Origin of the sequence: Streptomyces sp. NPDC006332 (assembly GCF_040612855.1) — a bacterium.
GTDB lineage: Bacteria > Actinomycetota > Actinomycetes > Streptomycetales > Streptomycetaceae > Streptomyces.
The window spans coordinates 1-21221 of the sequence record NZ_JBEXRA010000032.1; the positions used below are offsets into that span (position 1 = coordinate 1).

The 21221-nt window shown below is 71.1% G+C and carries 16 protein-coding genes; 4 read left to right on the forward strand and 12 right to left on the reverse strand.

Annotated features, from left to right (window positions below; translation table 11 throughout):
* Window positions 1-433: 433 nt before the first annotated feature.
* Window positions 434-1441 (reverse strand): stage II sporulation protein M, encoded by a 1008-nt coding sequence (locus ABZ027_RS26265; protein ID WP_356772445.1) that lies wholly within the window; start codon window positions 1439-1441, stop codon window positions 434-436.
* Window positions 1442-1571: 130 nt separating this feature from the next.
* Here ABZ027_RS26265 and ABZ027_RS26270 point away from each other — a divergent pair, with 130 nt between their 5' ends.
* Complete coding sequence (locus ABZ027_RS26270) at window positions 1572-2552, forward strand: RDD family protein (protein ID WP_356772447.1); 981 nt, start codon at window positions 1572-1574, stop codon at window positions 2550-2552.
* Between the two features lie 65 nt (window positions 2553-2617).
* On the opposite strand, the gene ABZ027_RS26275 is transcribed toward ABZ027_RS26270, so the two are convergent.
* Together ABZ027_RS26275 and ahcY are read right to left on the reverse strand one after the other, a co-directional pair.
* Window positions 2618-3232, reverse strand: a complete 615-nt coding sequence (locus ABZ027_RS26275) for a hypothetical protein (protein WP_356772449.1) — start codon at window positions 3230-3232, stop codon at window positions 2618-2620.
* A gap of 214 nt (window positions 3233-3446) precedes the next feature.
* A complete protein-coding gene (gene ahcY / locus ABZ027_RS26280) occupies window positions 3447-4901 on the reverse strand; it encodes an adenosylhomocysteinase (protein ID WP_356772451.1) in 1455 nt (484 codons plus the stop codon).
* Window positions 4902-5416: 515 nt separating this feature from the next.
* On the opposite strand from ahcY, the gene ABZ027_RS26285 reads away from it, so the two are divergent.
* On the forward strand, window positions 5417-7552 hold the full coding sequence (locus tag ABZ027_RS26285) for a fructose-specific PTS transporter subunit EIIC (protein ID WP_356772453.1): 2136 nt from the start codon (window positions 5417-5419) through the stop codon (window positions 7550-7552).
* 163 nt (window positions 7553-7715) lie between these two features.
* Here ABZ027_RS26285 and ABZ027_RS26290 read toward each other — a convergent pair whose 3' ends face one another.
* The 6 genes from ABZ027_RS26290 to ABZ027_RS26315 form a co-directional block, all read right to left on the reverse strand.
* Window positions 7716-8696 (reverse strand): cation diffusion facilitator family transporter, encoded by a 981-nt coding sequence (locus ABZ027_RS26290; RefSeq protein ID WP_356772455.1) that lies wholly within the window; start codon window positions 8694-8696, stop codon window positions 7716-7718.
* Between the two features lie 143 nt (window positions 8697-8839).
* A complete protein-coding gene (gene manA, locus ABZ027_RS26295) occupies window positions 8840-9991 on the reverse strand; it encodes a mannose-6-phosphate isomerase, class I (protein ID WP_356772457.1) in 1152 nt (383 codons plus the stop codon).
* Window positions 9992-10117: 126 nt separating this feature from the next.
* Window positions 10118-11251 (reverse strand): SIS domain-containing protein, encoded by a 1134-nt coding sequence (locus tag ABZ027_RS26300; protein WP_356772459.1) that lies wholly within the window; start codon window positions 11249-11251, stop codon window positions 10118-10120.
* 63 nt (window positions 11252-11314) lie between these two features.
* Window positions 11315-11485, reverse strand: coding sequence for a Trm112 family protein (locus tag ABZ027_RS26305; protein WP_356772461.1), 171 nt, complete (start codon window positions 11483-11485; stop codon window positions 11315-11317).
* A gap of 161 nt (window positions 11486-11646) precedes the next feature.
* Window positions 11647-13014 carry a phosphomannomutase/phosphoglucomutase gene (locus ABZ027_RS26310; RefSeq protein ID WP_356772463.1) on the reverse strand — a complete coding sequence of 456 codons (1368 nt, stop codon included), beginning with the start codon at window positions 13012-13014 and terminating at the stop codon, window positions 11647-11649.
* A gap of 80 nt (window positions 13015-13094) precedes the next feature.
* Window positions 13095-13526, reverse strand: coding sequence for a DUF3499 domain-containing protein (locus tag ABZ027_RS26315; protein WP_356772634.1), 432 nt, complete (start codon window positions 13524-13526; stop codon window positions 13095-13097).
* Between the two features lie 291 nt (window positions 13527-13817).
* Between ABZ027_RS26315 and ABZ027_RS26320 the strand changes: the two genes are divergently transcribed.
* Window positions 13818-14267 (forward strand): metallopeptidase family protein, encoded by a 450-nt coding sequence (locus tag ABZ027_RS26320; protein ID WP_356772465.1) that lies wholly within the window; start codon window positions 13818-13820, stop codon window positions 14265-14267.
* A gap of 37 nt (window positions 14268-14304) precedes the next feature.
* Here the strand turns inward: ABZ027_RS26320 and ABZ027_RS26325 are convergent, their stop codons facing one another.
* The 3 genes from ABZ027_RS26325 to ABZ027_RS26335 all read right to left on the reverse strand — a co-directional run bounded on the left by ABZ027_RS26325 (window position 14305) and on the right by ABZ027_RS26335 (window position 19879).
* Window positions 14305-15792 carry a DUF5719 family protein gene (locus ABZ027_RS26325; RefSeq protein ID WP_356772467.1) on the reverse strand — a complete coding sequence of 496 codons (1488 nt, stop codon included), beginning with the start codon at window positions 15790-15792 and terminating at the stop codon, window positions 14305-14307.
* The gene (locus ABZ027_RS26330; RefSeq protein ID WP_356772469.1) at window positions 15789-19469 is read right to left on the reverse strand and encodes a glycosyltransferase; all 3681 of its coding nucleotides are present in this window, start codon (window positions 19467-19469) and stop codon (window positions 15789-15791) included. The genes ABZ027_RS26325 and ABZ027_RS26330 overlap by 4 nt, the downstream gene beginning before the upstream one ends.
* Before the next feature lie 146 nt (window positions 19470-19615).
* Window positions 19616-19879, reverse strand: a complete 264-nt coding sequence (locus ABZ027_RS26335) for a WhiB family transcriptional regulator (RefSeq protein ID WP_010034659.1) — start codon at window positions 19877-19879, stop codon at window positions 19616-19618.
* Between the two features lie 742 nt (window positions 19880-20621).
* On the opposite strand from ABZ027_RS26335, the gene ABZ027_RS26340 reads away from it, so the two are divergent.
* Entirely contained in the window at window positions 20622-21167 is a 546-nt protein-coding gene (locus ABZ027_RS26340; RefSeq protein ID WP_356772471.1) for a cysteine dioxygenase family protein, read from the forward strand.
* Window positions 21168-21221: the final 54 nt, after the last annotated feature.

A 21221-nucleotide genomic window follows, 5' to 3' on the forward strand; every position in this document is an offset into this window, starting at 1 on the left:
AACATATCTGGCGTTGACTTTTGGCACGCTGTTGAGTTCTCAAGGAACGGACGCTTCCTTTGTACTCACCCGAGAGACTCTCTCGTGGCTTTCCTTCGGGCGCTTCCCTTCGGTCTTGCGTTTCCGACTCTATCAGATCTTTTCTCGACCCGATTTCCTCGGTGCTTTCCAGGTTCCCGCTTTCGCGTTTCCCTTTCCGGCGGTCCCAACATTATCAGAAGTTTTGGGCCGGATGACCGGGCTCCATTTCCGATTCTTCGGGAGGGTGGCTTCTGTGGAATCAAAGTTCCCGAAGCCGACAGACACTCACTGTCGCCGAGCCGGTGCAACCGAGCTCCAGGCAACTGTTCGAATCTACCTCCCCACGCACTCCGTGTCAACGGCTTTTGTGGGGCGAAGGAGACAGTAGCAGTTCAGCGGAGGCATCCGCACATCAGGCAGCCGTCGGCACAGCGGCGCTGCGTTCGGCTGCCTCGACGTCCCCCGTGTCACCGGCCCGGGCCGCACGACCGCCCAGGACATAGACGTAGGCAAGGAAGGCCAGCTCCGCGGCGATGCCGATGCCGATGCGGGCCCAGGTGGGCAGGCCGGACGGAGTGACAAAGCCTTCGATGGCGCCGGAGACGAAGAGGACCAGGGCGAGTCCTATCGCCATGCCCACGGCGGCTCGGCCTTCCTCCGCCAGGGCCGCGCGTCGGGAGCGCGGGCCTGGGTCGATCAGGGTCCAGCCCAGGCGCAGTCCTGTGCCGGCGGCCACGAAGACCGCGGTCAGTTCAAGGAGGCCGTGCGGGAGGATGAGGCCCAGGAAGGTGTCGAGGCGGCCGGCCGACGACATCAGGCCGAAGCCGACGCCGAGGTTGAGCATGTTCTGGAAGAGGATCCAGAGCACCGGCAGGCCGAGGAAGACGCCCAGGACCAGGCACATGGCGGCAGCCTGGGCGTTGTTCGTCCAGACCTGGGCGGCGAAGGAGGCCGCGGGGTGGCTGGAGTAGTACGTCTCGTACTCGCCGCCGGGGCGGGTGAGCTCGCGCAGTTCGCTAGGGGCCGCGATGGTGGCCTGCACGTCGGGGTGGGTGCCGATCCACCAGCCCAGAAGCGCAGCGATGACCGTCGACAGGAGCGCGGTGGGTACCCACCAGTGGCGGGACCGGTAGACGGCCGCAGGGAAACCGTGGGTGAGGAAGCGCGTGACGTCGCGCCAGGAGGCACGACGAGTGCCGGTCACGGCACTACGCGCACGTGCGACCAGTTGACTGAGCCGGCCGGTCAGCTGTGGGTCCGGGGCGCTGGACCGGATCAGCGAGAGGTGGGTGGCGGTGCGCTGGTAGAGAGCGACGAGTTCGTCGGCCTCGGCTCCGGTGAGACGGCGCTGGCGTCGCAGCAGGGCGTCGAGCCGGTCCCACTCCGCTCGGTGGGCGGTGACGAAGACGTCGAGGTCCATCGGTTTGTCTGCTCCTCCGTTGGTCGTCGGCGGTTCGTCATGGATGTCAGCTTGTCGTACTGCGGCGCGATGCGTCCTCAGCTTGGCAGACTGGCAGTTCACAGGGCAGGTCAGGGGAAGGGCGGCGGTTGTGAGTGAGCTGGTGACGGGTGAGGCGGTGGCGCTCGAGTTGCGTCCTGCGAGGCTCCCCAGCAGGGGGTTGGCCGTCCTGATCGACCTGGTCGTGGCCGTCACCTTGTACGTCGTCGTGACGATCGTTCTGGTGGCTTCCACCGCCTCCCTGGATGAGGCGGCGCAGATCGCGCTGTCGATCGCCGCGTTTCTGCTGGTGCTGGTGGGCGGGCCGATCGCGGTCGAGACGCTCAGTCATGGGCGTTCGCTCGGGAAGCTGGCCTGCGGGCTTCGCGTGGTGCGGGACGACGGCGGGCCGATCCGGTTCCGGCACGCGCTGGTGCGGGGGGCGATCGGCACGGTGGAGATCCTGATGACCTTCGGGGTCGTCGCCTGCATCGCTTCGCTGGTGTCGGCACGGGGGCGGCGACTCGGTGACGTGTTCGCCGGGACTCTGGTCGTGCGGGAACGGGTGCCCATCTCGCGGGTGGGCTTCGTGCCGCCGCCACCGCCGTGGCTGTCCGGCCGTTTCTCGGCGCTGGATCTGTCCGCGGTCCCTGACGGTCTGTGGCTCGCCATCCGCCAGTACCTGACGCGGATGCAGCAGTTGGATCCGCAGGTCGGTCGGGCCATGGCGGAACGGTTCGCCTCAGACCTCGCGGCTCATACGGGTGCTCCGGCTCCGCAGGGAGTTCCGCCGGCCGCGTATCTGGCAGCGGTGGTGCAGGAGCGGCAGGCCCGGGAAGTTCGCCGGAACTACGGCGCCGGTGCGGCAACGGGAGCGGTGGCGGGGGCTGGCGGCGGTACGGGGCAGGGCACGCCGTCGATCGGTGCCGGGGACCCCTTTCGTGCGCCGGGAGCCCACGGGCCCACGCCGGGCCCGATCTCGGTCGCTCCACGGCCCTCCGACGATGTCACCGAGGCCCCGTCTGCGGCCCCTCACGAGGATGCGGTGCGGTCCGACCGTCGCCCCGGTACGGGGTTCGCGCCGCCCGCGTAGATGGGCGGGAACCCAGCTCGTTCCGCACCTCATCCCGCTCCGTCCCCTCTCACCACTCCGCCTGCTCAGGTGAAGACGGAAGGTGGTGAGTCGAGGTCCTCCAGTTCGATGCCGGGAGCCGCGAGGACCACGTCGCCGGCGATGTGCACGGTGTGCTGTTCGCCGGTGTCCAGCGCTGTGACCTGGTATTCCTCCACGGTCAGGGGGCCGTTGTCAGTGGCGTGTGCTTCGATCTTCTGCAAGGCCCAGGACTGGTCCACGGTGCGCGGGGCGAGGACCGGGTCGGTGAGGGCGACGAGGCGTACGCGGGTGGCTGAAGTGGAGGGGGTGAGGCGAAGGAGACGAGTGGTGGCGACGAGGAATGCCGGGGACGTGCCGGTGAAGGCGTGGGCGCGCACGCTGCCTTCCGTGGCATGGGTTCCGGTGGGGTCCGTGCGGACCCAGGTGACACCGTCGAGGGCGGCGCCGCGGACCTGCCAGCTCCCGGCGTGAAGTTCGAGGCGGATGGGGCGGCCCAGTTCGTCGAGGGTGAGGTCGACTGAGCCGCTGTGGTCGCCCGAGGGGGTGGTCAGTTGGGAGACGTATCGCCAGCCGGACGGGCCGGGGGCGCAGTGGAAGTGTTCTTCTGCGAGAGGGGTGTGATCGTGCGGATCGTGGAGCGAATAACGGCCGCGGGGCATCGGGGTCCTGGGGCTTGACGGGCTGGTCCGGGTAGCAGCGGCCAAAGGGGCAGGCCCCCGGCACGGGGGTGCGGGGGCCTGCCTCGGAGGCACTGCGGGTGACGAGCGAGTCAGCGCACCGACGCGCTCGTCACGGCTGCGGCTCGGACTCGGCGGCTGAGTCGCTCAGCGGGGTACAGCGCTGAGCCACTCGGCGGCGGTGGTGGTGGTCCGGTCAGTAGCGGTAGTGGTCCGACTTGTACGGGCCGTCGACCTCGACACCGATGTACGAGGCCTGCTCGGGGCGGAGCTTGGTGAGCTTGACGCCGAGCGCGTCCAGGTGGAGACGGGCGACCTTCTCGTCGAGGTGCTTGGGCAGCACGTAGACGTCGGTCGGGTACTCGTCGGGCTTGGTGAACAGCTCGATCTGGGCCAGGGTCTGGTCCGCGAAGGAGTTGGACATCACGAACGACGGGTGACCGGTGGCGTTGCCCAGGTTCAGCAGGCGGCCCTCGGACAGCACGATGAGCACCTTGCCGTCGGGGAACTTCCAGGTGTGGACCTGCGGCTTGACCTCGTCCTTGACGATGCCGGGGATCTTGGCGAGGCCGGCCATGTCGATCTCGTTGTCGAAGTGGCCGATGTTGCCGATGATCGCCTGGTGCTTCATCTTGGCCATGTCCGAGGCCATGATGATGTCCTTGTTGCCGGTTGTGGTGACAAAGATGTCGGCCTTGTCGATGACCTCGTCGAGGGTCGTGACCTGGTAGCCGTCCATCGCCGCCTGGAGGGCGCAGATCGGGTCGATCTCGGTGACGATCACGCGGGCGCCCTGTCCGCGCAGGGACTCCGCGCAGCCCTTGCCCACGTCGCCGTAGCCGCAGACGACCGCGGTCTTGCCGCCGATGAGGACGTCGGTGGCGCGGTTGATGCCGTCGATCAGGGAGTGACGGCAGCCGTACTTGTTGTCGAACTTCGACTTGGTGACGGCGTCGTTGACGTTGATCGCCGGGAACAGGAGGACGCCGTCGCGCTGCATCTCGTACAGGCGGTGGACGCCGGTCGTGGTCTCCTCGGTCACGCCGCGGATCTCGGAGGCGAGTTGGGTCCACTTCTGCGAGCCGTCCGTGATGGTGCGGTGCAGGAGCTCGAGGGTGACGCGGTGCTCGTCGGACTCGGCGGTGTCGACGTCCGGGACCTTGCCGTCCTTCTCGTACTCGACGCCCTTGTGGACGAGGAGGGTGGCGTCACCGCCGTCGTCGAGGATCATGTTCGGGCCGCCGGTGGGGGTGTTCGGCCAGGTCAGGGCCTGCTCCGTGCACCACCAGTACTCCTCCAGGGTCTCGCCCTTCCAGGCGAAGACCGGGACACCCTGCGGGTTGTCGGGCGTACCGTTCGGGCCGACGGCGATGGCGGCGGCCGCGTGGTCCTGGGTGGAGAAGATGTTGCAGGAGGCCCAGCGGACCTCGGCGCCCAGAGCGGTCAGGGTCTCGATGAGGACCGCGGTCTGGACGGTCATGTGCAGGGAGCCGGTGACGCGCGCGCCGGCCAGGGGCTGCGAGTCGGCGTACTCCTTGCGGATCGACATCAGGCCGGGCATCTCGTGCTCGGCGAGGGTGATCTCCTTGCGGCCGAACTCGGCCAGGGAGAGGTCGGCGACCTTGAAGTCCTGGTTGTCGACAGTCGTCATTACGTGCTGCTCCTCGGGGTTGGGGCGAGGTGGGTACGGCTGTTCTGCGCGGCGGCGGACACAGGGGTGCCCGAAAGAGGACACAGGCATGCCCGAGTACGCGCAGCGCAGTCCGTCGGAGGCCCTCTCTCCCTCGGTCGGTCCGCGAGCGGACCGCCCGACCGCCATCAGCAGCGACGTCTGGCTTCCACCCAAGCTACACCGGTGGCCCCGGCTGACCCCAGCCCGCCTCCGAACACTTCGCGCCATCACGGCTTGGGGTGGGGGCGTGTGCCCGGCTCGCGCCGGACTCATGCCGGGGGCGGAGAGTGGGGCTGCTCACGGGTGAGAACAGGACATCCGCGAGCAGGGGCGGGAAGGAGCGCGGGTGCGGGCAGACCGGGGCTGACGGGGCATTTTGCTCTTTGGGGCTGCGGGTGAGTGTGCGGCAGGATGCCGGGAGATCGGAACAAGTGATCGATCTTGCGGGGCGCCCGGGACGGCGTTCCGTTCGACGAAGGCGTTAGGAGATCGACGTGACCAGTCCGGCCGGCCCTCCCCCCACGGGCCGCGGCAACACCGAACAGAAGCCCTTGAAGCTGCTCGCTGTGACCGCGTGTCCGACCGGCATCGCTCACACGTACATGGCTGCCGAGAAGCTCGCGCAGGCCGCCGCGAGCCGCGGTATCGAGATGAAGGTGGAGACACAGGGGTCCATCGGGGCCGAAAACGTACTCGACGACAACGATGTCAGCAGTGCTGACGGGGTCATCGTGGCCGCGGACAAGGATGTGGACCTGAGCCGCTTTGTGGGCAAGCGGGTCCTGACGGTCGGGGTGGCGGAAGGCATCCGGCGCCCCGAGCAGCTCATCGAGCGGGTGCGGTCGGCGCCCGTGCACGCCCCGGGCGGGGCCACCGCGCCCACGGCTGCCCACGGTGGCGGCAAGGAGCGCAGCGTCGCCTACAAGGCGCTGATGAACGGGGTCAGTTACATGATCCCGTTCGTGGTGGTCGGCGGGCTGCTGATCGCCATCTCGCTGTCGCTCGGCGGGCACACCGACCCGTCCGGCGGGCTGGTCATCCCGAAGGACTCCTTCTGGATGGACGTGAACAACATCGGTGTCATCGGCTTCACGCTGATGGTGCCCATCCTGTCCGGATACATCGCCTATGCCATCGGGGACCGGCCCGCGCTGGTGCCGGGCATGGTCGGCGGCTGGATCGCCAACACGGGGTCGCTGTACGACTCGAAGGCGGGCGCCGGGTTCATCGGGGCGATCGTGACCGGGTTCCTCGCCGGGTACCTGGTGCTGTGGATCAAGAAGGTCAAGGTCCCGAAGTTCGTGCAGCCGATCATGCCGATCATCGTGATCCCGATCGTGGCGACCACGGCGCTCGGGCTGTTCTTCGTCTATGTGATCGGGAAGCCGATCTCGTGGGTGTTCGAGCATCTCACCGACTGGCTCAGCGGGATGACGGGCACCAGCGCGATCCTGCTGGGCGCGATTCTCGGGCTGATGATCGCGTTCGACATGGGCGGCCCGGTCAACAAGACGGCGTTCCTCTTCGGTGCGGGGCTGATCGCGACCGGCAACCAGACAGTCATGGGCATGTGCGCCGCGGCCATCCCGGTCATGCCGCTGGGACAGGGCCTGGCCACGCTGATACGCAAGCGGCTGTACACCGAGCAGGAGCGGGAGACCGGTCTCGCCTCGCTGTTCATGGGTTGTTTCGGTATCTCCGAGGGGGCGATCCCGTTCGCGGCGGCACGGCCCGCGCAGGTCATCCCCGCGAACATGCTCGGTGGCGCGGTGGCCGGTGCGGTCGCCGGGGTCGCCGGAGTCGAGGACGCGGTGCCGCACGGTGGACCGATCGTGGCGGTACTGGGCGCGGTGAGCGGCGTACCGATGTTCTTCGTGGCGGTGGTGATCGGCACGGTGGTCACCGCACTGACGACGGTCGCGTTGGTGGACATCGGTGAGCGTCGGCGGGGCCTGGCCTCGGTCCCCGCCGGCGGACCCGTGCTGATCGGGGCTGAGGCGGGCGTGAGTGCGCCGAGCGTCCCCGGGGCGGGAACGTCCGCGGCCTCGGCCGTCCCGGATCCGGATGCTGCGTCGGGCGACGGTGCTCGGGGCGCGGCTGCCGTCGTACCGCGTCAGGGCGTCTCCACGTCCGGGGTTGCTGTCGCGTCCAGGGAGAGCGGTGCCGCGGGTGACGAGGTCCTCTCCGGTTACCTCAGCGAGCGGACCGTGAAGGTCGAACTCGACGCGCGGGACAAGGAGTCCGCCATTCGGGAGATGGCGGAACTCCTGGCGCGGACCGGCAAGGTCGTGGACGGGGACGAGCTGGTGGCGACCGCGCTGCGGCGGGAGGCGCAGGGAACCACCGGGCTCGGTGAGGAGATCGCGATTCCGCACGCCAAGACGGATGCGGTGAGCGCGCCCCTGGTCGGCTTCGCGCGGTCCGCCGAGGGTGTCGAGTGGGACTCCCTGGACGGCACGAAGGCCAGGTTGGTGTTCATGATCGCCGTGCCGGAGGCGTCCGCGGGCGATGAGCATCTGCGGATTCTGGCGCTGTTGTCACGGAAGTTGATGGATCCCGGGTTCCGGGAGCGCCTGTCGGAGGCCGGGGACGAGGCGGCGGTTCTCGAGGTGCTGAGCGAGATCCGTTAACCGAGCGATCCATGTGCCGAGCGATCCATGTGCCGAGCGATCCATGTGCAGCGCGATCGTCAGCCGGTCGGTCAGCCGGACGATCCGTTGGTCGAGGCGCAGGTGTGAGGACGGCCGACGGGGCCCGCCGAGTTGTCGGTGGGCCCCGTCGTCGTACGGGAGATCAGTGTGCGGTCGGGTGCTGTGCGGGTCCCCCGGGTGTGGCCTCGCGGTCGGCGCCCTTGGCGGCTTCGGCCTCGCTGTAGATGTCGGGCTCGAGGTAGATCACGCGGGCGATCGGGACGGCCTCGCGGATACGCGCCTCGGCGGCGTTGATGGCGGAGGCGACCTCGGCTGCGGTGTCGTCGTGCTGTACGGCGATCTTGGCGGCGACCAACAGTTCCTCGGGGCCCAGGTGGAGCGTGCGCATGTGGATGATGCCGGTGACCGTGGCGCCGTCGACGATCGCCGTCTCGATCTTTCGGACCTCGTCGGCGCCCGCGGACTCGCCGAGCAGCAGGGACTTGGTCTCGGCGGCCAGGACGAGGGCGATCAGGATGAGCAGGATGCCGATGCAGAGGGTGCCGATCCCGTCCCAGACGCCGTCACCGGTGAGCAGGGCCAGCCCGACACCGCCGAGGGCGAGGACCAGGCCGACGAGCGCGCCGAAGTCCTCCAGGAGGACGACCGGGAGTTCAGGGGCCTTGGCCCGGCGCACGAACTCCTTCCAGGAGAGGGCGCCGCGCAGCGGGTTGGACTCCTTGATGGCCGTCCGGAAGGAGAAACCCTCGGCGATGATCGCGAAGACCAGGACGCCCACCGGCCAGTACCAGTGCTCGATCTCGTGCGGGCTCTTGATCTTCTCGTAGCCCTCGTAGATGGCGAACATGCCGCCGACCGAGAAGAGGACGATGGAGACCAGGAAGGCGTAGATGTAGCGCTCGCGGCCGTAGCCGAAGGGGTGCTGCGGGGTGGCCTCGCGCTGGGCCTTCTTGCCGCCGAGCAGGAGCAGGAACTGGTTGCCGGAGTCGGCGAGCGAGTGCACGCCCTCGGCGAGCATCGACGACGAACCACTGAACGCGAACGCCACGAACTTCGATGCCGCGATCGCGAGGTTGGCGCCGAGTGCCGCCACGATCGCCTTGGTACCGCCTGACGCGCTCATGTGTCGCGTTGTCCCTTCGCCTTGGTACGTACGCGGGCGCCCCAGGAGGGTCGTCCAAGGACCGGGCCTTTGCCGGTCCTTTGCCGGTGGGTCATTCTTGCAGCCCCGCGCGGCGCAGACTCCTCAGGTATCCACAGAGCCGGTCAGACAATCACAGTGGCCCGGAAGAGGGTGCCCGCACCGGACACCTCGGCCTTCTCTCCCGCCGGTACGAACACCGACTGCCCGGCCGTCAGTTCGTACTCGCCCGCGTGTACCGAGCCGGCCGCGCAGAGCAGGATCTGGGGGGTCTCGCTGGTGAGGTCATGGGCGGCGGAGCCCCCGGGCAGGACGTATCGGGAGAGCCGGAACTCGTCGATCGGGGTCTCGTAGACCTCTTCGCCGTCGGGTGAGGGCCCGGGGCGCAGCACACCGGGGTCGCTCGGTTCGAAGCGGACGATGCGCAGGAGTTCGGGCACGTCGACGTGCTTGGGGGTCAGGCCGCAGCGAAGGACGTTGTCCGAGTTCGCCATGATCTCGACGCCGAGGCCGTTCAGGTACGCGTGCGGGATGCCGGCGCCGAGGAACAGGGCCTCGCCGGGCTGGAGCCGGACGTGGTTGAGGAGCATCGCGGCGATGACGCCGGGGTCGCCCGGGTAGTGGTGGGCGATGTCCGCGTAGGGGGCGTAGGTGCCGCCGAGTCGGGTGCAGGCGGACGTGGCCGCGGTGACCGTGCGGGCCATCTCGTCCGGGTCGGCGGTGAGGATCGCCGTGAGGACCTCGCGCAGGGCCGCGTCCCCGGGGCGGGCGTGCAGCAGGTCGACGTACGGCTTGAGGGAGTCGACGCCGAGTCCGTCGAGGAGGTCGGCGGCCTGGGCGGGGTCACGGAAGCCGCACAGGCCGTCGAACTCGGTGAGCGCGCAGATGAGTTCGGGCTTGTGGTTGGCGTCCTTGTAGTTGCGGTGCGGGGCGTCGATGGGGATGTTGCGGCGTTCCTCCTCCGCGTACCCCTCCTTCGCCTGCTCCAGGTCGGGGTGCACCTGGAGGGAGAGCGGGGCGCCGGCGGCGAGGATCTTGAGCAGGAAGGGCAGTCGCGGACCGAACTTGGCCACGGCCGGTGCGCCCAACTCCCGCTCCGGGTCGGCCTCGACGACCTCGACGAGGGTGCCGCGCCGGGTGCGGGAGGGTGCGCCCGGGTGGGCACCCATCCACATCTCCGCCTGCGGCTCGCCGGTCGGCTCGACGCCGAGCAGTCGCGGGATCGCGGTGGCCGAACCCCAGGCGTAGGGGCGGATCGTGTTGTCGAGGCGGTCCATGGGGTTCTTTCTGCCGGTTCTTGGTGCGTACCACGGTCGGAGCGTCGTTCGTACGACGGTCAGGGCGCCGGGCCGTACGAGGTCAGGGCGCCGGGCGTACGGGGGTCGGAGGCGTCCTGGGCAAGATCAGGCCCTGGAAGCGAGCGCCAGGTAAACGGCGGCGAAATCCGTCATGGCGATCAGCTCCGCGAGGGTCTCCAGCTCCCCGCCGGGTTCCGGCTCCAGTTCGCTGATCGGTGTGTCGTGGTTGAGGGCCAGGTCGCGGGCGCCGGGGGCGGCGGTGAGGCCGCCGATCGGGCGGTCGCGGAGCAGCACCACGCGCGCGTGCAGGGCGGGCGCTTCCTCCACGCGGTCGCGGAAGAAGTCGTCCGGGTCGGCGCCGGCGGCCAGCGTGCCCGCGAGGAGGGCGCTGTGTGCGGCGAGGGCCTCGGGCAGTTCGGCGACGATCGCGGGCGTACCGGACAACTCGGCGAGCGCGGCGGCGAAACGGCGTCCCGCGGGGCCCGCGGAGGTGCCCTCGGTCCAGATCACCGGGAGGGAGTCGGCGAGTTCGGCGGCCAGGGTCTTGGCCGGGTTGCTGTAGGTCGCGATGGCGGGCCCGCAGCGTTCGGCGACGCTGTCGAGGCGGTCGGCGACCTTGCCGAGCGCATCCGGTCCGGCGGTGAGCAGCCCGGCGCGGTCGAGGATCGCGAGCAGGGGCGTGAGCAGCGCCCACAGGACGCCGGGGGCGGACGCGGCGGGCAGGACGTCCTGCCGCTCGTCGTACGGGGCGATCGCCAGCGGTACGAAGAGACCGTGGGCGCCTTCCACCGCCTCGGTGAGCGGGGTCCCGGCCGGGGCCACCGCGACGACCGTGCAGCCGCGTCGGTACGCGGCGTCGGCGAGCAGCGACAGGCCCGGTTCGGTGCCGTCGGGGGTGGCGATCAGGAGCAGGTCCACGGAGCCGGCCCAGCCGGGCAGTTCCCAGCGCAGGGCGCCCGCGGCGGGGGCGACGCCGGTGGGTGCCAGGCGGACGACCGGACTGCCGGGGCCCGCGAGGGTGCCGAGGAGGTCGGCGACGGAGGTGGCGGCGGCGCCGGGGCCCGCGATGAGGACGGCGCGGGGGCGGCCGTCCGGTTTGAGGTCGGGCACTCCGGCCTCGGCGGCGTGCCGGGCGGCGGTGCGGACGCGGGCACCGGCCTCGGCGGCGCCTCGGAGCAGGCCGCGCTGGTCGGCCTCCGCGAGTGCCTCAGGGGTGTCGAGGAGCGATTCGTCGAGCATGGGCGGCAGCCTCCGGTGGCCGGGGTCGTCGGATGCGCGGGTCTCCGGGTCGCCAGTGGTGGCTCACACGGGGCGGCGGGCCTCGTCGACGAGGAGGACGGGGATGCCGTCACGGACGGGGTACGCCAGGCCGCAGTCCTGGCCGGCGCAGATCAGCTCGGTGTCCTGCTCCTTGAGGGGTGCGTGGCAGGCCGGGCAGGCGAGGATCTCCAGAAGGCCGGCTTCGAGCGGCATGGGGTTGTCCCTTCGGGGCGGGTTCGCGTGCGCTTGCGTGTGCGGATGTGCCTGGTCAGGGTACCGCCGGGAGCGGGGGGTGTGTTGGCCGGAGGGGGCCGGGGTCCGTGGGCGGCCGGGGTCACCCACGCCGGCCGCCGACGAAACCCGGATGATCCGCCTCAGCCCCGGATGATCCCCAAAACCTCGTCCCGCACCTTCGTCATCGTGGCCTCGTCCCTGGCCTCCGCGTTCAGCCGCAGCAGCGGTTCCGTGTTGGAGGGGCGGACGTTGAACCACCAGTCGGCCGACGACACCGTCAGGCCGTCCAGCACGTCCAGCTCGATGCCCTCCTGGCCCTCGTACGCGGAGCGCACCGCGGTGAGGCGGGCCGCCTGGTCGTCGACCGTGGAGTTGATCTCGCCGGAGCCGACGTAGCGGTCGTACTGCGCCACCAGCGCCGAGAGGGGGCCCTCCTGACCGCCGAGGGCGGCGAGGACGTGCAGGGCGGCCAGCATGCCGGTGTCGGCGTTCCAGAAGTCCTTGAAGTAGTAGTGCGCGGAGTGCTCGCCGCCGAAGATCGCGCCGGTCCTCGCCATCTCGGCCTTGATGAAGGAGTGGCCCACGCGGGTGCGTACGGGTGTGCCGCCCTGCTCCTTCACGACCTCCGGCACCGACCAGGAGGTGATCAGGTTGTGGATGATCGTGCCCTTGCCGCCGTGCTTGGCGAGTTCGCGGGAGGCCACCAGGGCGGTGACGGCGGACGGGGAGACCGGGTCGCCGTGCTCGTCGACGACGAAGCAGCGGTCGGCGTCGCCGTCGAAGGCGATGCCGAGGTCGGCGCCCTCCTCGCGGACCCGCTTCTGCAGGTCGACGATGTTCGCCGGGTCGAGGGGGTTGGCCTCGTGGTTGGGGAAGGTGCCGTCCAGTTCGAAGTACATCGGGACGACGTCCAGGGGCAGGCCGGCGAAGACCGTGGGGACGGTGTGGCCGCCCATGCCGTTGCCCGCGTCGACGACGACCTTCAGGTGGGAGATGGACGTCAGGTCGACGAGGGAACGGAGGTAGGCGGCGTAGTCCTGCAGCGTGTCCTGCCGCGTGATCGTTCCGGGTGCCGCGGCCGGCTCGGGGGCGCCCGACTCGCTCCATTCCTCGACCAGTTCGCGGACCTCGGCGAGGCCGGTGTCCTGGCCGACCGGGGAGGCTCCCGCGCGGCACATCTTGATGCCGTTGTACCGGGCGGGGTTGTGCGAGGCGGTGAACATCGCGCCCGGCAGGTTCAACGCGCCGGACGCGTAGTACAGCTGGTCGGTCGAGCACAGGCCGATCTCGGTGACGTCCACGCCGCGTGCCGCCGCTCCGCGTGCGAAGGCTCGCGACAGCCCGGGGGACGAGGGCCGCATGTCGTGCCCGATCACGATCGCGCTCGCGCCGGTCACCTGGACGAACGCGGCGCCGAACAGCTCGGCGAGCGACTCGTCCCACTGGTCCGGGACGACCCCACGCACGTCGTACGCCTTCACGAGCTGGGAGAGATCAGCCACGGCCAACCCTTCTGAAAGTCCGATAGGTCGCCCCAAACTACCCGCACCGACCTCGCGGGCCCCTGCGCTGCCGACCGAGTGCTGACTCAGTTGTCCGGTGAGCGCAGCACCCGCAGATGACCGCGGCGTGCGACCTCCATCGGGTCCGCCCCGCGCTGTCCGCCGGCGCCGCCGGCCCCGGCCGCGCGCTCCTGGGGGCGGGCCGCCTCGCGCACGGCGTTGGCCAGTGCTTCCAGGTCGTCGCCGCTGGGCCGGGCCGGAGCCGAGCCGTCGAGGAGGCGGACGACCTCCCAGCCGCGCGGGGCGGTGAGGCGCTCGGAGTGCTCGGCGCACAGGTCGTAGCAGTGGGGCTCGGCGTAGGTGGCGAGCGGGCCGAGGACCGCGGTCGAGTCGGCGTAGACGTACGTCAGCGTCGCGACGGCGGGACGGCCGCAAGCGGTGCGCGAACAGCGACGTACAGGGCTCACGACGTTGGACGGTACCGCACTCTTGAGCGGGCCGCGACGACTCTGCTCCAGGTCGCCCCACTGTGTCGTGCTGTGAAACGTCCCACACGCCCCTCTCGGCGCACCTCTCTGACCTGCGCGGACACCACATCGCGGGAGGCCGGGCCGACCCGGGCCAGGTCACCACTCCACGCAAATCACGTCAATCACCCCGAGATCGACGGTCGCGTAGAGATACGGAATCGAGCCCAACCTTGGCTGGAATGGTCAACTACCGACATGCGGTGCGGGGCGGGCGGCTGCCCCGCGATGCAGCGTGGGGGCCGGGCACGCGCGCGCGGCGAGGACTACGCTTCACCAGTGATGGACAACCCCGTAACGCCCCGTGCCGCCGCGCCCGGGCCCCGCCGTCGTGACCGCCACGGACGTGGCATGCGCGGCCCCATCGCGCCCCCGCAGGTGCCGCTCTCCACGAGCCGTGCGGAGGCGTTCGCGGATCTGGTGCAGGACTCCGTGGAGCGACTGGAGCGGCGCTGGCCGCAGCTCGCCGACATCGATTTCCTGGTGCTCGAAGTGCCACGGCTCGACGGGCCGGGTGAGGCGTGGAACGACGAGGCGGTTCCGCTGGGCGGCACGATCGCCTCCGAGGACGGACAGCGGGCCCGGGTGATCGTGTACCGGCGGCCGGTGGAGATCCGCACCAAGGGACGGGACGAGCGTGCCGCGCTGGTGCACGAGATCGTCGTGGAGCAGGTCGCCGAGCTGTTGGGGCTGACTCCGGAGACGGTGGATCCCCGGTACGGGGAGGACTGACCTCAGCCGGTCCTCCCCCGCGGCCACCCCGGTCCGGCTACTTCTGCAGCACCGACAGGTCCTCGTCCGCTTCCGGTACCGCCACCATCCCCCGGTCGTCCGGGAGGGTCTGGATGGTGAAGCCGGGGACGCCGCCCTCGGTGGCCTCGAGGGTGCGGGCCGCGTAGACCTGGCCCCCCGACACCGGCTCCACCGTCAGGGCGTACGTGCCCTTCAAGCCGCCTGGGACCGGCGCCTCGACGTTCTGGGCGGTGCCCCCCTTGACGGTGAACGTCTTCGACGCCGGAGTGCCGCCGCCGCTGCCCGCGGACGCGGTGACCTTGACCTTCGCGGTCTGGCCCGGCGCGGTCAGGGTGAGCGTGCTGCCCTTGGCGCTGTTGTCGGCGGACGTCGCCCGGGTGCCGACGGGAGCGGCGGCGGGGATGAACGCCGTCTCCTGCTTGTCCCCCTTGCCTCGGACGACCCTGAGGGCGGCGACCACCGGAACGGACTGGTCGGTCGGGGTCAGGATCAGGGAGCCGGCCTCGCCGCGGGTGACGTCCCCGAGGTCGACCGCGGTCGTCATGCCCGCCTTCACGTGCAGCGTCTCGTTGCCGGCGGGTGTGATGGGCCCGGACGGGGAGGCCAGGCGCACCTTCAGGTCGGCGTCGGAGTCGCCGGGCGTGAAGGCGATCAGGCGTACGGCGGTGGCGTCCTTCGGGATGCCGGGCAGGACGAGACCGCCCGCCGGGTCGGTGGCCGCGGCCAGCCAGTCGCCGCCGAGCCGGTCGTCCAGCGCCTGCACGGACGCCGCCACCCGCCCGCTGCGGACGTTCACATGGACGGTGAGGTTCTCCTGCTTCGCGGCCGTGAGCGTGGACAGCAGCACCGGGTCACTGGAGTGCGGCTGGACCGTGATGCCCTCCCCCACCGTGGTCTGCAGGGCGCCGTCCTTGCCGTAGAGCTCCACGTCGACGACGGCGGCGGAGTCGTCGGGGTTGGTGAGGTGGACGTAGTCGGTGCGGTCGGCGGCGGTGCTGGCGCCGGGGAACCAGAACTCCGTGTCGGGGGCGGTGCAGTTGACGCCCTGGAGACCGCGGCCGGTGCCCGCGGCGACCTCGGTGGTCTCCTGGAGGGTCCAGCCGGGCGCGTAACCGCCCTCGGCGGTGCCGAGGAGCGCGGGGCTGTCGGCGCCGGAGACGTCCCCGGTGACCGGGGTGCCGGGGCCCTTCGGCGTCAGGACCGGCTTGGTCTTCTTCTTGGACGCGGCCTTGCCGTCATCCGACTGCCCGGCGGCCGGTAGCAGTTCGCCCTTCCCGTCGCTCCCGGCGCCCTTGGTCACGGGCGTGAAGGACGTGTACGACGTCTCCGCGAGGTCGGAGAGGCTGGGCGCCGGGCACACCAGGCTGGTGCGCTCCACCGGCAGTTCGGCGGCCGCCCCCGTGGTGTCGGTTCCGGCGGCGTCCGGTGTGTCGAGGGCGGCGAATCCGGTGATGGCGGCGAGCGCGGCGGTACCGGCGATCAGGGACAGGGTGGTGCGGTTCACTGCTGGCTCCCGTCGGGGCTCTGCTCAGGGCCGGTGCCGTGCGGGTGCGGCTGCTGCGCCGGGTCGTAGTGGGGGTCGTAGCCCTGGTCGTAACCCTGCTGCGGGTAGTCCTGGCCGTAGCCCTGGTCGTACGGCGTCTGCTGGGGCTGCCCGCCGTAGGCGTACGGGTCGTACTGGCCGCCCTGGTACGGGTCCGCCTGGTAGGGCTGTTGGTCGTAGCCGCCCGCGGGGTACTGCTGCTGGGCGTCCTGGTAGTGCTCGCCGCCGTAGCCGTTGCCGTACTCGGCGCCGGTGTGACCGGGGGTGTCCCACTGGCCGTAGGACTGCTGCGGGACGGCGGCGGGGACCGGGGCCTCTCCCGGTGGAGGGGGTGGGAACTCGTCGGGCCGGGCGCCCTCTTCGGCCTCGGCCTGGGCGCGCAGACGGCGGGCGCGCCGGCCCTCGCCGGCGACGGCCTGGGCGGGGACGGTGGGCTCCTCGGGGAGGTCGTCGTCGACGTGGCGGCGGCGGCCGGGCAGCGCCAGCACGACGAGGACGATCGCGAGCGCGCCCTGCGCCCACAGCCAGGCGGTGTGGGCGATCGGGTCGTCGTAGGTGACGTCCAGCTCGCCGCCGGTGGCGGGGAGTTCGAAGCCCTGGGCCCAGCCGTCGACCGTGGTGCGGGTGAGCGGCCGTCCGTCCAGGGTGGCCGTCCAGCCCTCGGCGGCGGTGTCGGCCAGGCGCAGGACGCGGCCGTCGGCGCCGGACGGGATCGTGGTGTGGATGTCGACGGGACCGGCGGCGACGGGCCGCGGGGCTCCGGACTCGGTGACGATGGTGGCGCGCGCGACCTCCTGGTCGACCCGCCACAGCCCGCTGCCGTCCTGCTGGCTGAGCCGGGACAGCCCCGGCGTGGCGTCCAGAACGCGGGTGACCTCGCGGGGCGCGCCCTTGTGGACGAGGACGTAGCGCACCGCGAACTTGCCGAGCTGGTCGGTCTGGTCGGCGCCGGATCCGGCCACGAGGTTGGCGACGACCTTGTCGAGTCCGCTGTTCCCGCCGTCGGCGGCGGTGAGTTCGGCGTCGCCGAGGCGGGCGCCGGAGCCGCGGACCAGCATGTAGCCGACGTGGGCGGCGGAGTCGCTGTCGAGGACCAGGGTGCGGGCCTGGTCGCTGGTGCCGCTCTCCTCGGCGACGAACGCGGGCACCTGCACCGGGTCGCGCCGCTCCAGCGGCCCGTCGGCGCCGCCGATCATCCATCCGGCGGCGACGAGCAGCGGGCCCGCGGCCGAGGCGAAGGCGATCAGCGCGGCGACCGGCTGACGCCAGCCGAAGCTCTGCTCGGCGACGCGCGCGCGTGCCCCGTCGGCGCCGAGCACGGCGGCGGCCAGGAGGGCGAGGCCGTAGACGAGGGTGGCCGGGCCGGCCCAGGTGGAGGCGTTGGACAGGACGGCGAAGAGCAGACCGACGAGGGCGGCGGCCCAGGCGGTCCAGATGCCGAACTGCCGCTCGGAGCGCAGCAGGGAGGCGAGCGCGGCCAGGACCACGCCGATGAGCATCAGTCCGCTGACCGTGCCGGGGCCGCCGGGACTGATGCCGAGCAGATCGAGGGCGGTGGCCGCCGAGGAGCCGTACTCCAGGCCGGCTTCCCGGAAGAAACCGAACGGGAGCAGGGTCAGCGACCAGGGCGCGAGGACGAGCAGGGGGACACCGAACTGGGCCAGGAAGCGCGGGCCGTAGGCGGTGATCTCGGCGCGGCGCACGGCCAGCACGCCGATGCCGAGGACCAGCGTGATGGGCCAGATGATCGGCGTGAACGCGGTGGTGACGGTCAGGAGCAGCGCGTACGCCCAGGTGGCGCGCCAACTGCCACGTGTACCGGAGGTGTTCGCGAGGCCACTGGCCGCGATGCCGGCGCGCGCGATGAGCGGCAGCAGGACGGCGAGGACGGCGGTGCCGAGGCGGCCGCCGGCGAGGGCGCCGGTGGCGGCGGGCAGGAAGGCGTAGACGACGGCGGCCCACGCCCGCAGCAGGCGGGACTCGACGAGTGGGCGGGAGGCGAAGTACGCGGTGAGGCCCGCGAGCGGGACCGAGCAGACCAGCAGGATCGTGATCGCGAGGCCGGTCGAGCCGAACAGCACGGACGCGAGCATCGCGACGAGGGCGAGGTACGGCGGCGCGGACGCGGTGCCGCCGGCGCCCACGGTGTGCCAGGCGTCGAGGTAGCGGGACCACAGGTCACCGGAGTCGGCCGAGGCCGGCAGCAGGGCGCCGCCCGCCAGCGCGCCGCCGCCGAGGAGGGCGCGGCAGGCGACCAGGGAGACCAGCAGCAGCGTCAGGAAGAGCACCGGGCCGGGCTTGCGGGCGATGCGCTTGAGGCGGGCGAACTGCTCGATCTGCAGGAAGTCGGCGTCGTCGCCGCCGGGCCCGGACTCGATCCCGCCGCCGTGCCGGCCGGCGCCGGAGGTGGCCTCCGGGTCGGAGCTGCCGAAGAGGTCACCCGCGGCCTGTTCGACCGTGGCGCGGATCGTCGCACCCGGCGGCGGGAACAGCGGACGCGTCTCCTCCTTGCCGACGGCCGGACGTCCGCGCCTGCGGCGGCCGGCGAGGATCCGCTCGGGCCGCAGCAGGGTGCCCATCAGACCGCGGATCTCGTCGACGGCCTGTCCGGGGACCTTGCCGACGAGGTAGGCGACGGTCCGCAGCAGGGTGCCCAGGACGAGCCGCAGCAGCACCCAGGGCAACATGGCCGTGCGCGTGTTGACGAGCAGGGTGTAGGCCGCGCCGGCCTTGTCGACCTTGTGCGGGGAGGCGGTGGTGCGGCCCGCGCAGTCGACGGCGCGGCGCTCGCGGGAGGCTGCCTCGGCGTGTCGTACGACGGCCTCGGGGGCGATCAGCACGCGGTATCCGGCCGCGTTGGCGCGCCAGCACAGGTCGACGTCGTCACGCATCAGGGGCAGCCGGCGGTCGAAGCCGCCGAGTTGCTCGAACACGTCGCGCCGGATCAGCATGCCCGCGGTGGACACGGACAGCACCGGACGGACGTGGTCGTGCTGGCCCTGGTCCTGTTCACGGCGGTCGAGGCCGGTCCAGCGGCGGCCGGAGTGGGCGATGGTGACGCCGACCTCCAGCAGCTGCCGACGGTCGTACCAGCCGCGGAGCTTGGGGCCGACGACGGCGACGTCGTCCCGGCCCAGTTCGTACTCGTTGTCCACGACCCGCAGCAGCTGGGCCAGGGCGTCCGGTTCGGGGGCGCAGTCGTCGTGCAGCAGCCACAGCCACTGGACCGGTTCGCCGTGCGGGAGGTCCGGCATGTCGTAGGCGTCGTCGCGCCAGGTGCGGCTGACGGGGTCCCAGCCGCTCGGCCGCTTCAGGTACGGCAGCTCGTCGGGCGTCAGGACGGGGGCGCTGCGGCCGGCCTCCTCGACGGCCTGGCCGAAGCCCGTGCGCCGGGCGAGGTGCAGCACCCGGTCGGCGCCGAGGGCGTCGGTGACCAGCTGGGCGGAGTCGTCCGCGCTGCCGGTGTCGGCGCCCATGGCGAACTGCACGGGGCGCTCCTGCCCCAGCAGTCCGGTGAGCGCGTCGGGCAGCCAGCGGGCACCGTCGTGGGAGACGAGGACCGCGGTCACCACATGACGCGGGAACTCAGGTGTGGCAGCGGTGTCGTGCTGGGCTGCCGGGTGGTTGTGCACGGACATCGAGGTACGGGCCCCGGTTCGCTGGACTGCGGTGGACGCCTGTACCCCGAGGGGGCAGCGGGGCGTCTCGGACGAGCGCCCACACTATCGGCAGAACCAAAAGGGGCGGTGCGTAGCGCCTCGGTCGGGGGGCGGGTGCTCCTCGGTCAGACGGCGGCCTTCTTCAGTCTGCGGCGCTCACGCTCGGACAGGCCGCCCCAGATGCCGAAGCGTTCGTCGTTGGCGAGGGCGTATTCGAGGCACTCGGAGCGGACCTCACACGCGAGGCAGACCTTCTTGGCCTCGCGGGTGGAGCCGCCCTTCTCGGGAAAGAAGGACTCGGGGTCGGTCTGGGCGCACAGCGCGCGCTCCTGCCAGCCGAGTTCCTCGTCCGCGTCGTCGACCAGCAGTTGCTGCACCGTCTCGGTCATGTGCGCCCCTCGTCTGTCTTTCGCATCCCCGTGATCCAGCCGTTACCGAAGTCGGCTGAACGACACGAGTGAAATTACAAGTGTGCTGATCCGGGCGAGTCAAGCCGAGATCTGCTATTGAGCCCCTTATTCACTCTGCGGAACCAAGGCCTAGCGGAAAGTGTTCAAATCGTCCTAAACCTTGACAAGCAGACGAAGCCCGAGAGGACACCCCATGTCACACAGGGCCTTTCCGGGCCTGTACGGAGGAGGACGCCCAGGGGTTCGAACTCGTTCCGACGCGCGCATCGAAGCAAACCGGATCACAGTCGCATCACGGGATCACAACGGGGCTTGCGCGCCTGGTTGTGCGCCATGTGTCCCGGGTGACGCCTGCACAAACCTTTCACCAGAGAGATGGACCGGATGAGGTGAAACATGTCCCACTTGTCGGGTGTCGAGTTGACAGTGGACGTGTGAACCGATGTCCTTATGGGCATGCTCGCGAACTTGGCACTCACCTCGACCCGCTCGGCCGGGTCCCTCGGTGCTGCCCACGCTCGCTGTAGCTGTTGTTGCTGTCCCAGCTGTTGAGCCCAACGCGCTCCAGCTGTACGTGAGTCCACCGCGACTCGGCTGCCGTTTCCTTTGATCCGCACCAGGATCGAGCCCTCACCGGGCATCCTCCCCGCTCGCGACCCGGGCGGACGGTACGCGACACCCAGCCAGCCCCCCACTCTTCCGCCGAGGAAACACCCACCCCATGAACAGCGACAGCGACATCCAGATCGCCGGCGACCTCCTCGAAGTCCCGCACCTGCTCCAGGCCCCGCGTGAGCACCCGGCCACCGTCGCCGAGTTCGTCGGCCTGGCCCGCTCCCTCGCCGCCGACCGCTCCCAGTGGGAGCACCTCGTCCAGTACGACGCGACCACGCGCTGGTACCACCGGCTGCGCACCGGGCCTGGCTACGAGGTGTGGCTGCTGTCCTGGGTGCCCGGGCAGGGCAGCGGGCTGCACGACCACGGCCGCTCCTCCGGAGTCCTGACCGTCCTGGAGGGCACCCTCACCGAGCGGACCGATCGGGGCACCCGTGCGCTCGCAGCCGGCACCCAGCGGGTCTTCGCCCCGGGATACGCGCACGAGGTGGTCAACGACGCGTTGGAGCCCGCCGTGAGCCTGCACGTCTACTACCCGGGCCTCACCGAGATGCCGATGCGTCCCCAGTCCCTGCTGGGTTCGGCCGGGCGGACCGCCCTGGCGTGCACGGCCCCCGAGGCCCACGACGACGTGGATGTCGTGTCCGCCTGACGAAGGCGGGGACCGGCTGAAAGCAGGCCGGGACCGGCCGGCGCTTGGTGCGAC

Coding starts and splice junctions, on each gene's coding strand:
- ABZ027_RS26265 (WP_356772445.1), bottom strand. CDS start 1,441: ATGGACCTCGACGTCTTCGTCACCGCCCACCGAGCGGAGTGGGACCGG.
- ABZ027_RS26275 (WP_356772449.1), bottom strand. CDS start 3,232: ATGCCCCGCGGCCGTTATTCGCTCCACGATCCGCACGATCACACCCCT.
- ahcY (WP_356772451.1), bottom strand. CDS start 4,901: ATGACGACTGTCGACAACCAGGACTTCAAGGTCGCCGACCTCTCCCTG.
- ABZ027_RS26290 (WP_356772455.1), bottom strand. CDS start 8,696: ATGAGCGCGTCAGGCGGTACCAAGGCGATCGTGGCGGCACTCGGCGCC.
- manA (WP_356772457.1), bottom strand. CDS start 9,991: ATGGACCGCCTCGACAACACGATCCGCCCCTACGCCTGGGGTTCGGCC.
- ABZ027_RS26300 (WP_356772459.1), bottom strand. CDS start 11,251: ATGCTCGACGAATCGCTCCTCGACACCCCTGAGGCACTCGCGGAGGCC.
- ABZ027_RS26305 (WP_356772461.1), bottom strand. CDS start 11,485: ATGCCGCTCGAAGCCGGCCTTCTGGAGATCCTCGCCTGCCCGGCCTGC.
- ABZ027_RS26320 (WP_356772465.1), top strand. CDS start 13,818: ATGGACAACCCCGTAACGCCCCGTGCCGCCGCGCCCGGGCCCCGCCGT.
- ABZ027_RS26330 (WP_356772469.1), bottom strand. CDS start 19,469: ATGTCCGTGCACAACCACCCGGCAGCCCAGCACGACACCGCTGCCACA.
- ABZ027_RS26335 (WP_010034659.1), bottom strand. CDS start 19,879: ATGACCGAGACGGTGCAGCAACTGCTGGTCGACGACGCGGACGAGGAA.
- ABZ027_RS26340 (WP_356772471.1), top strand. CDS start 20,622: ATGAACAGCGACAGCGACATCCAGATCGCCGGCGACCTCCTCGAAGTC.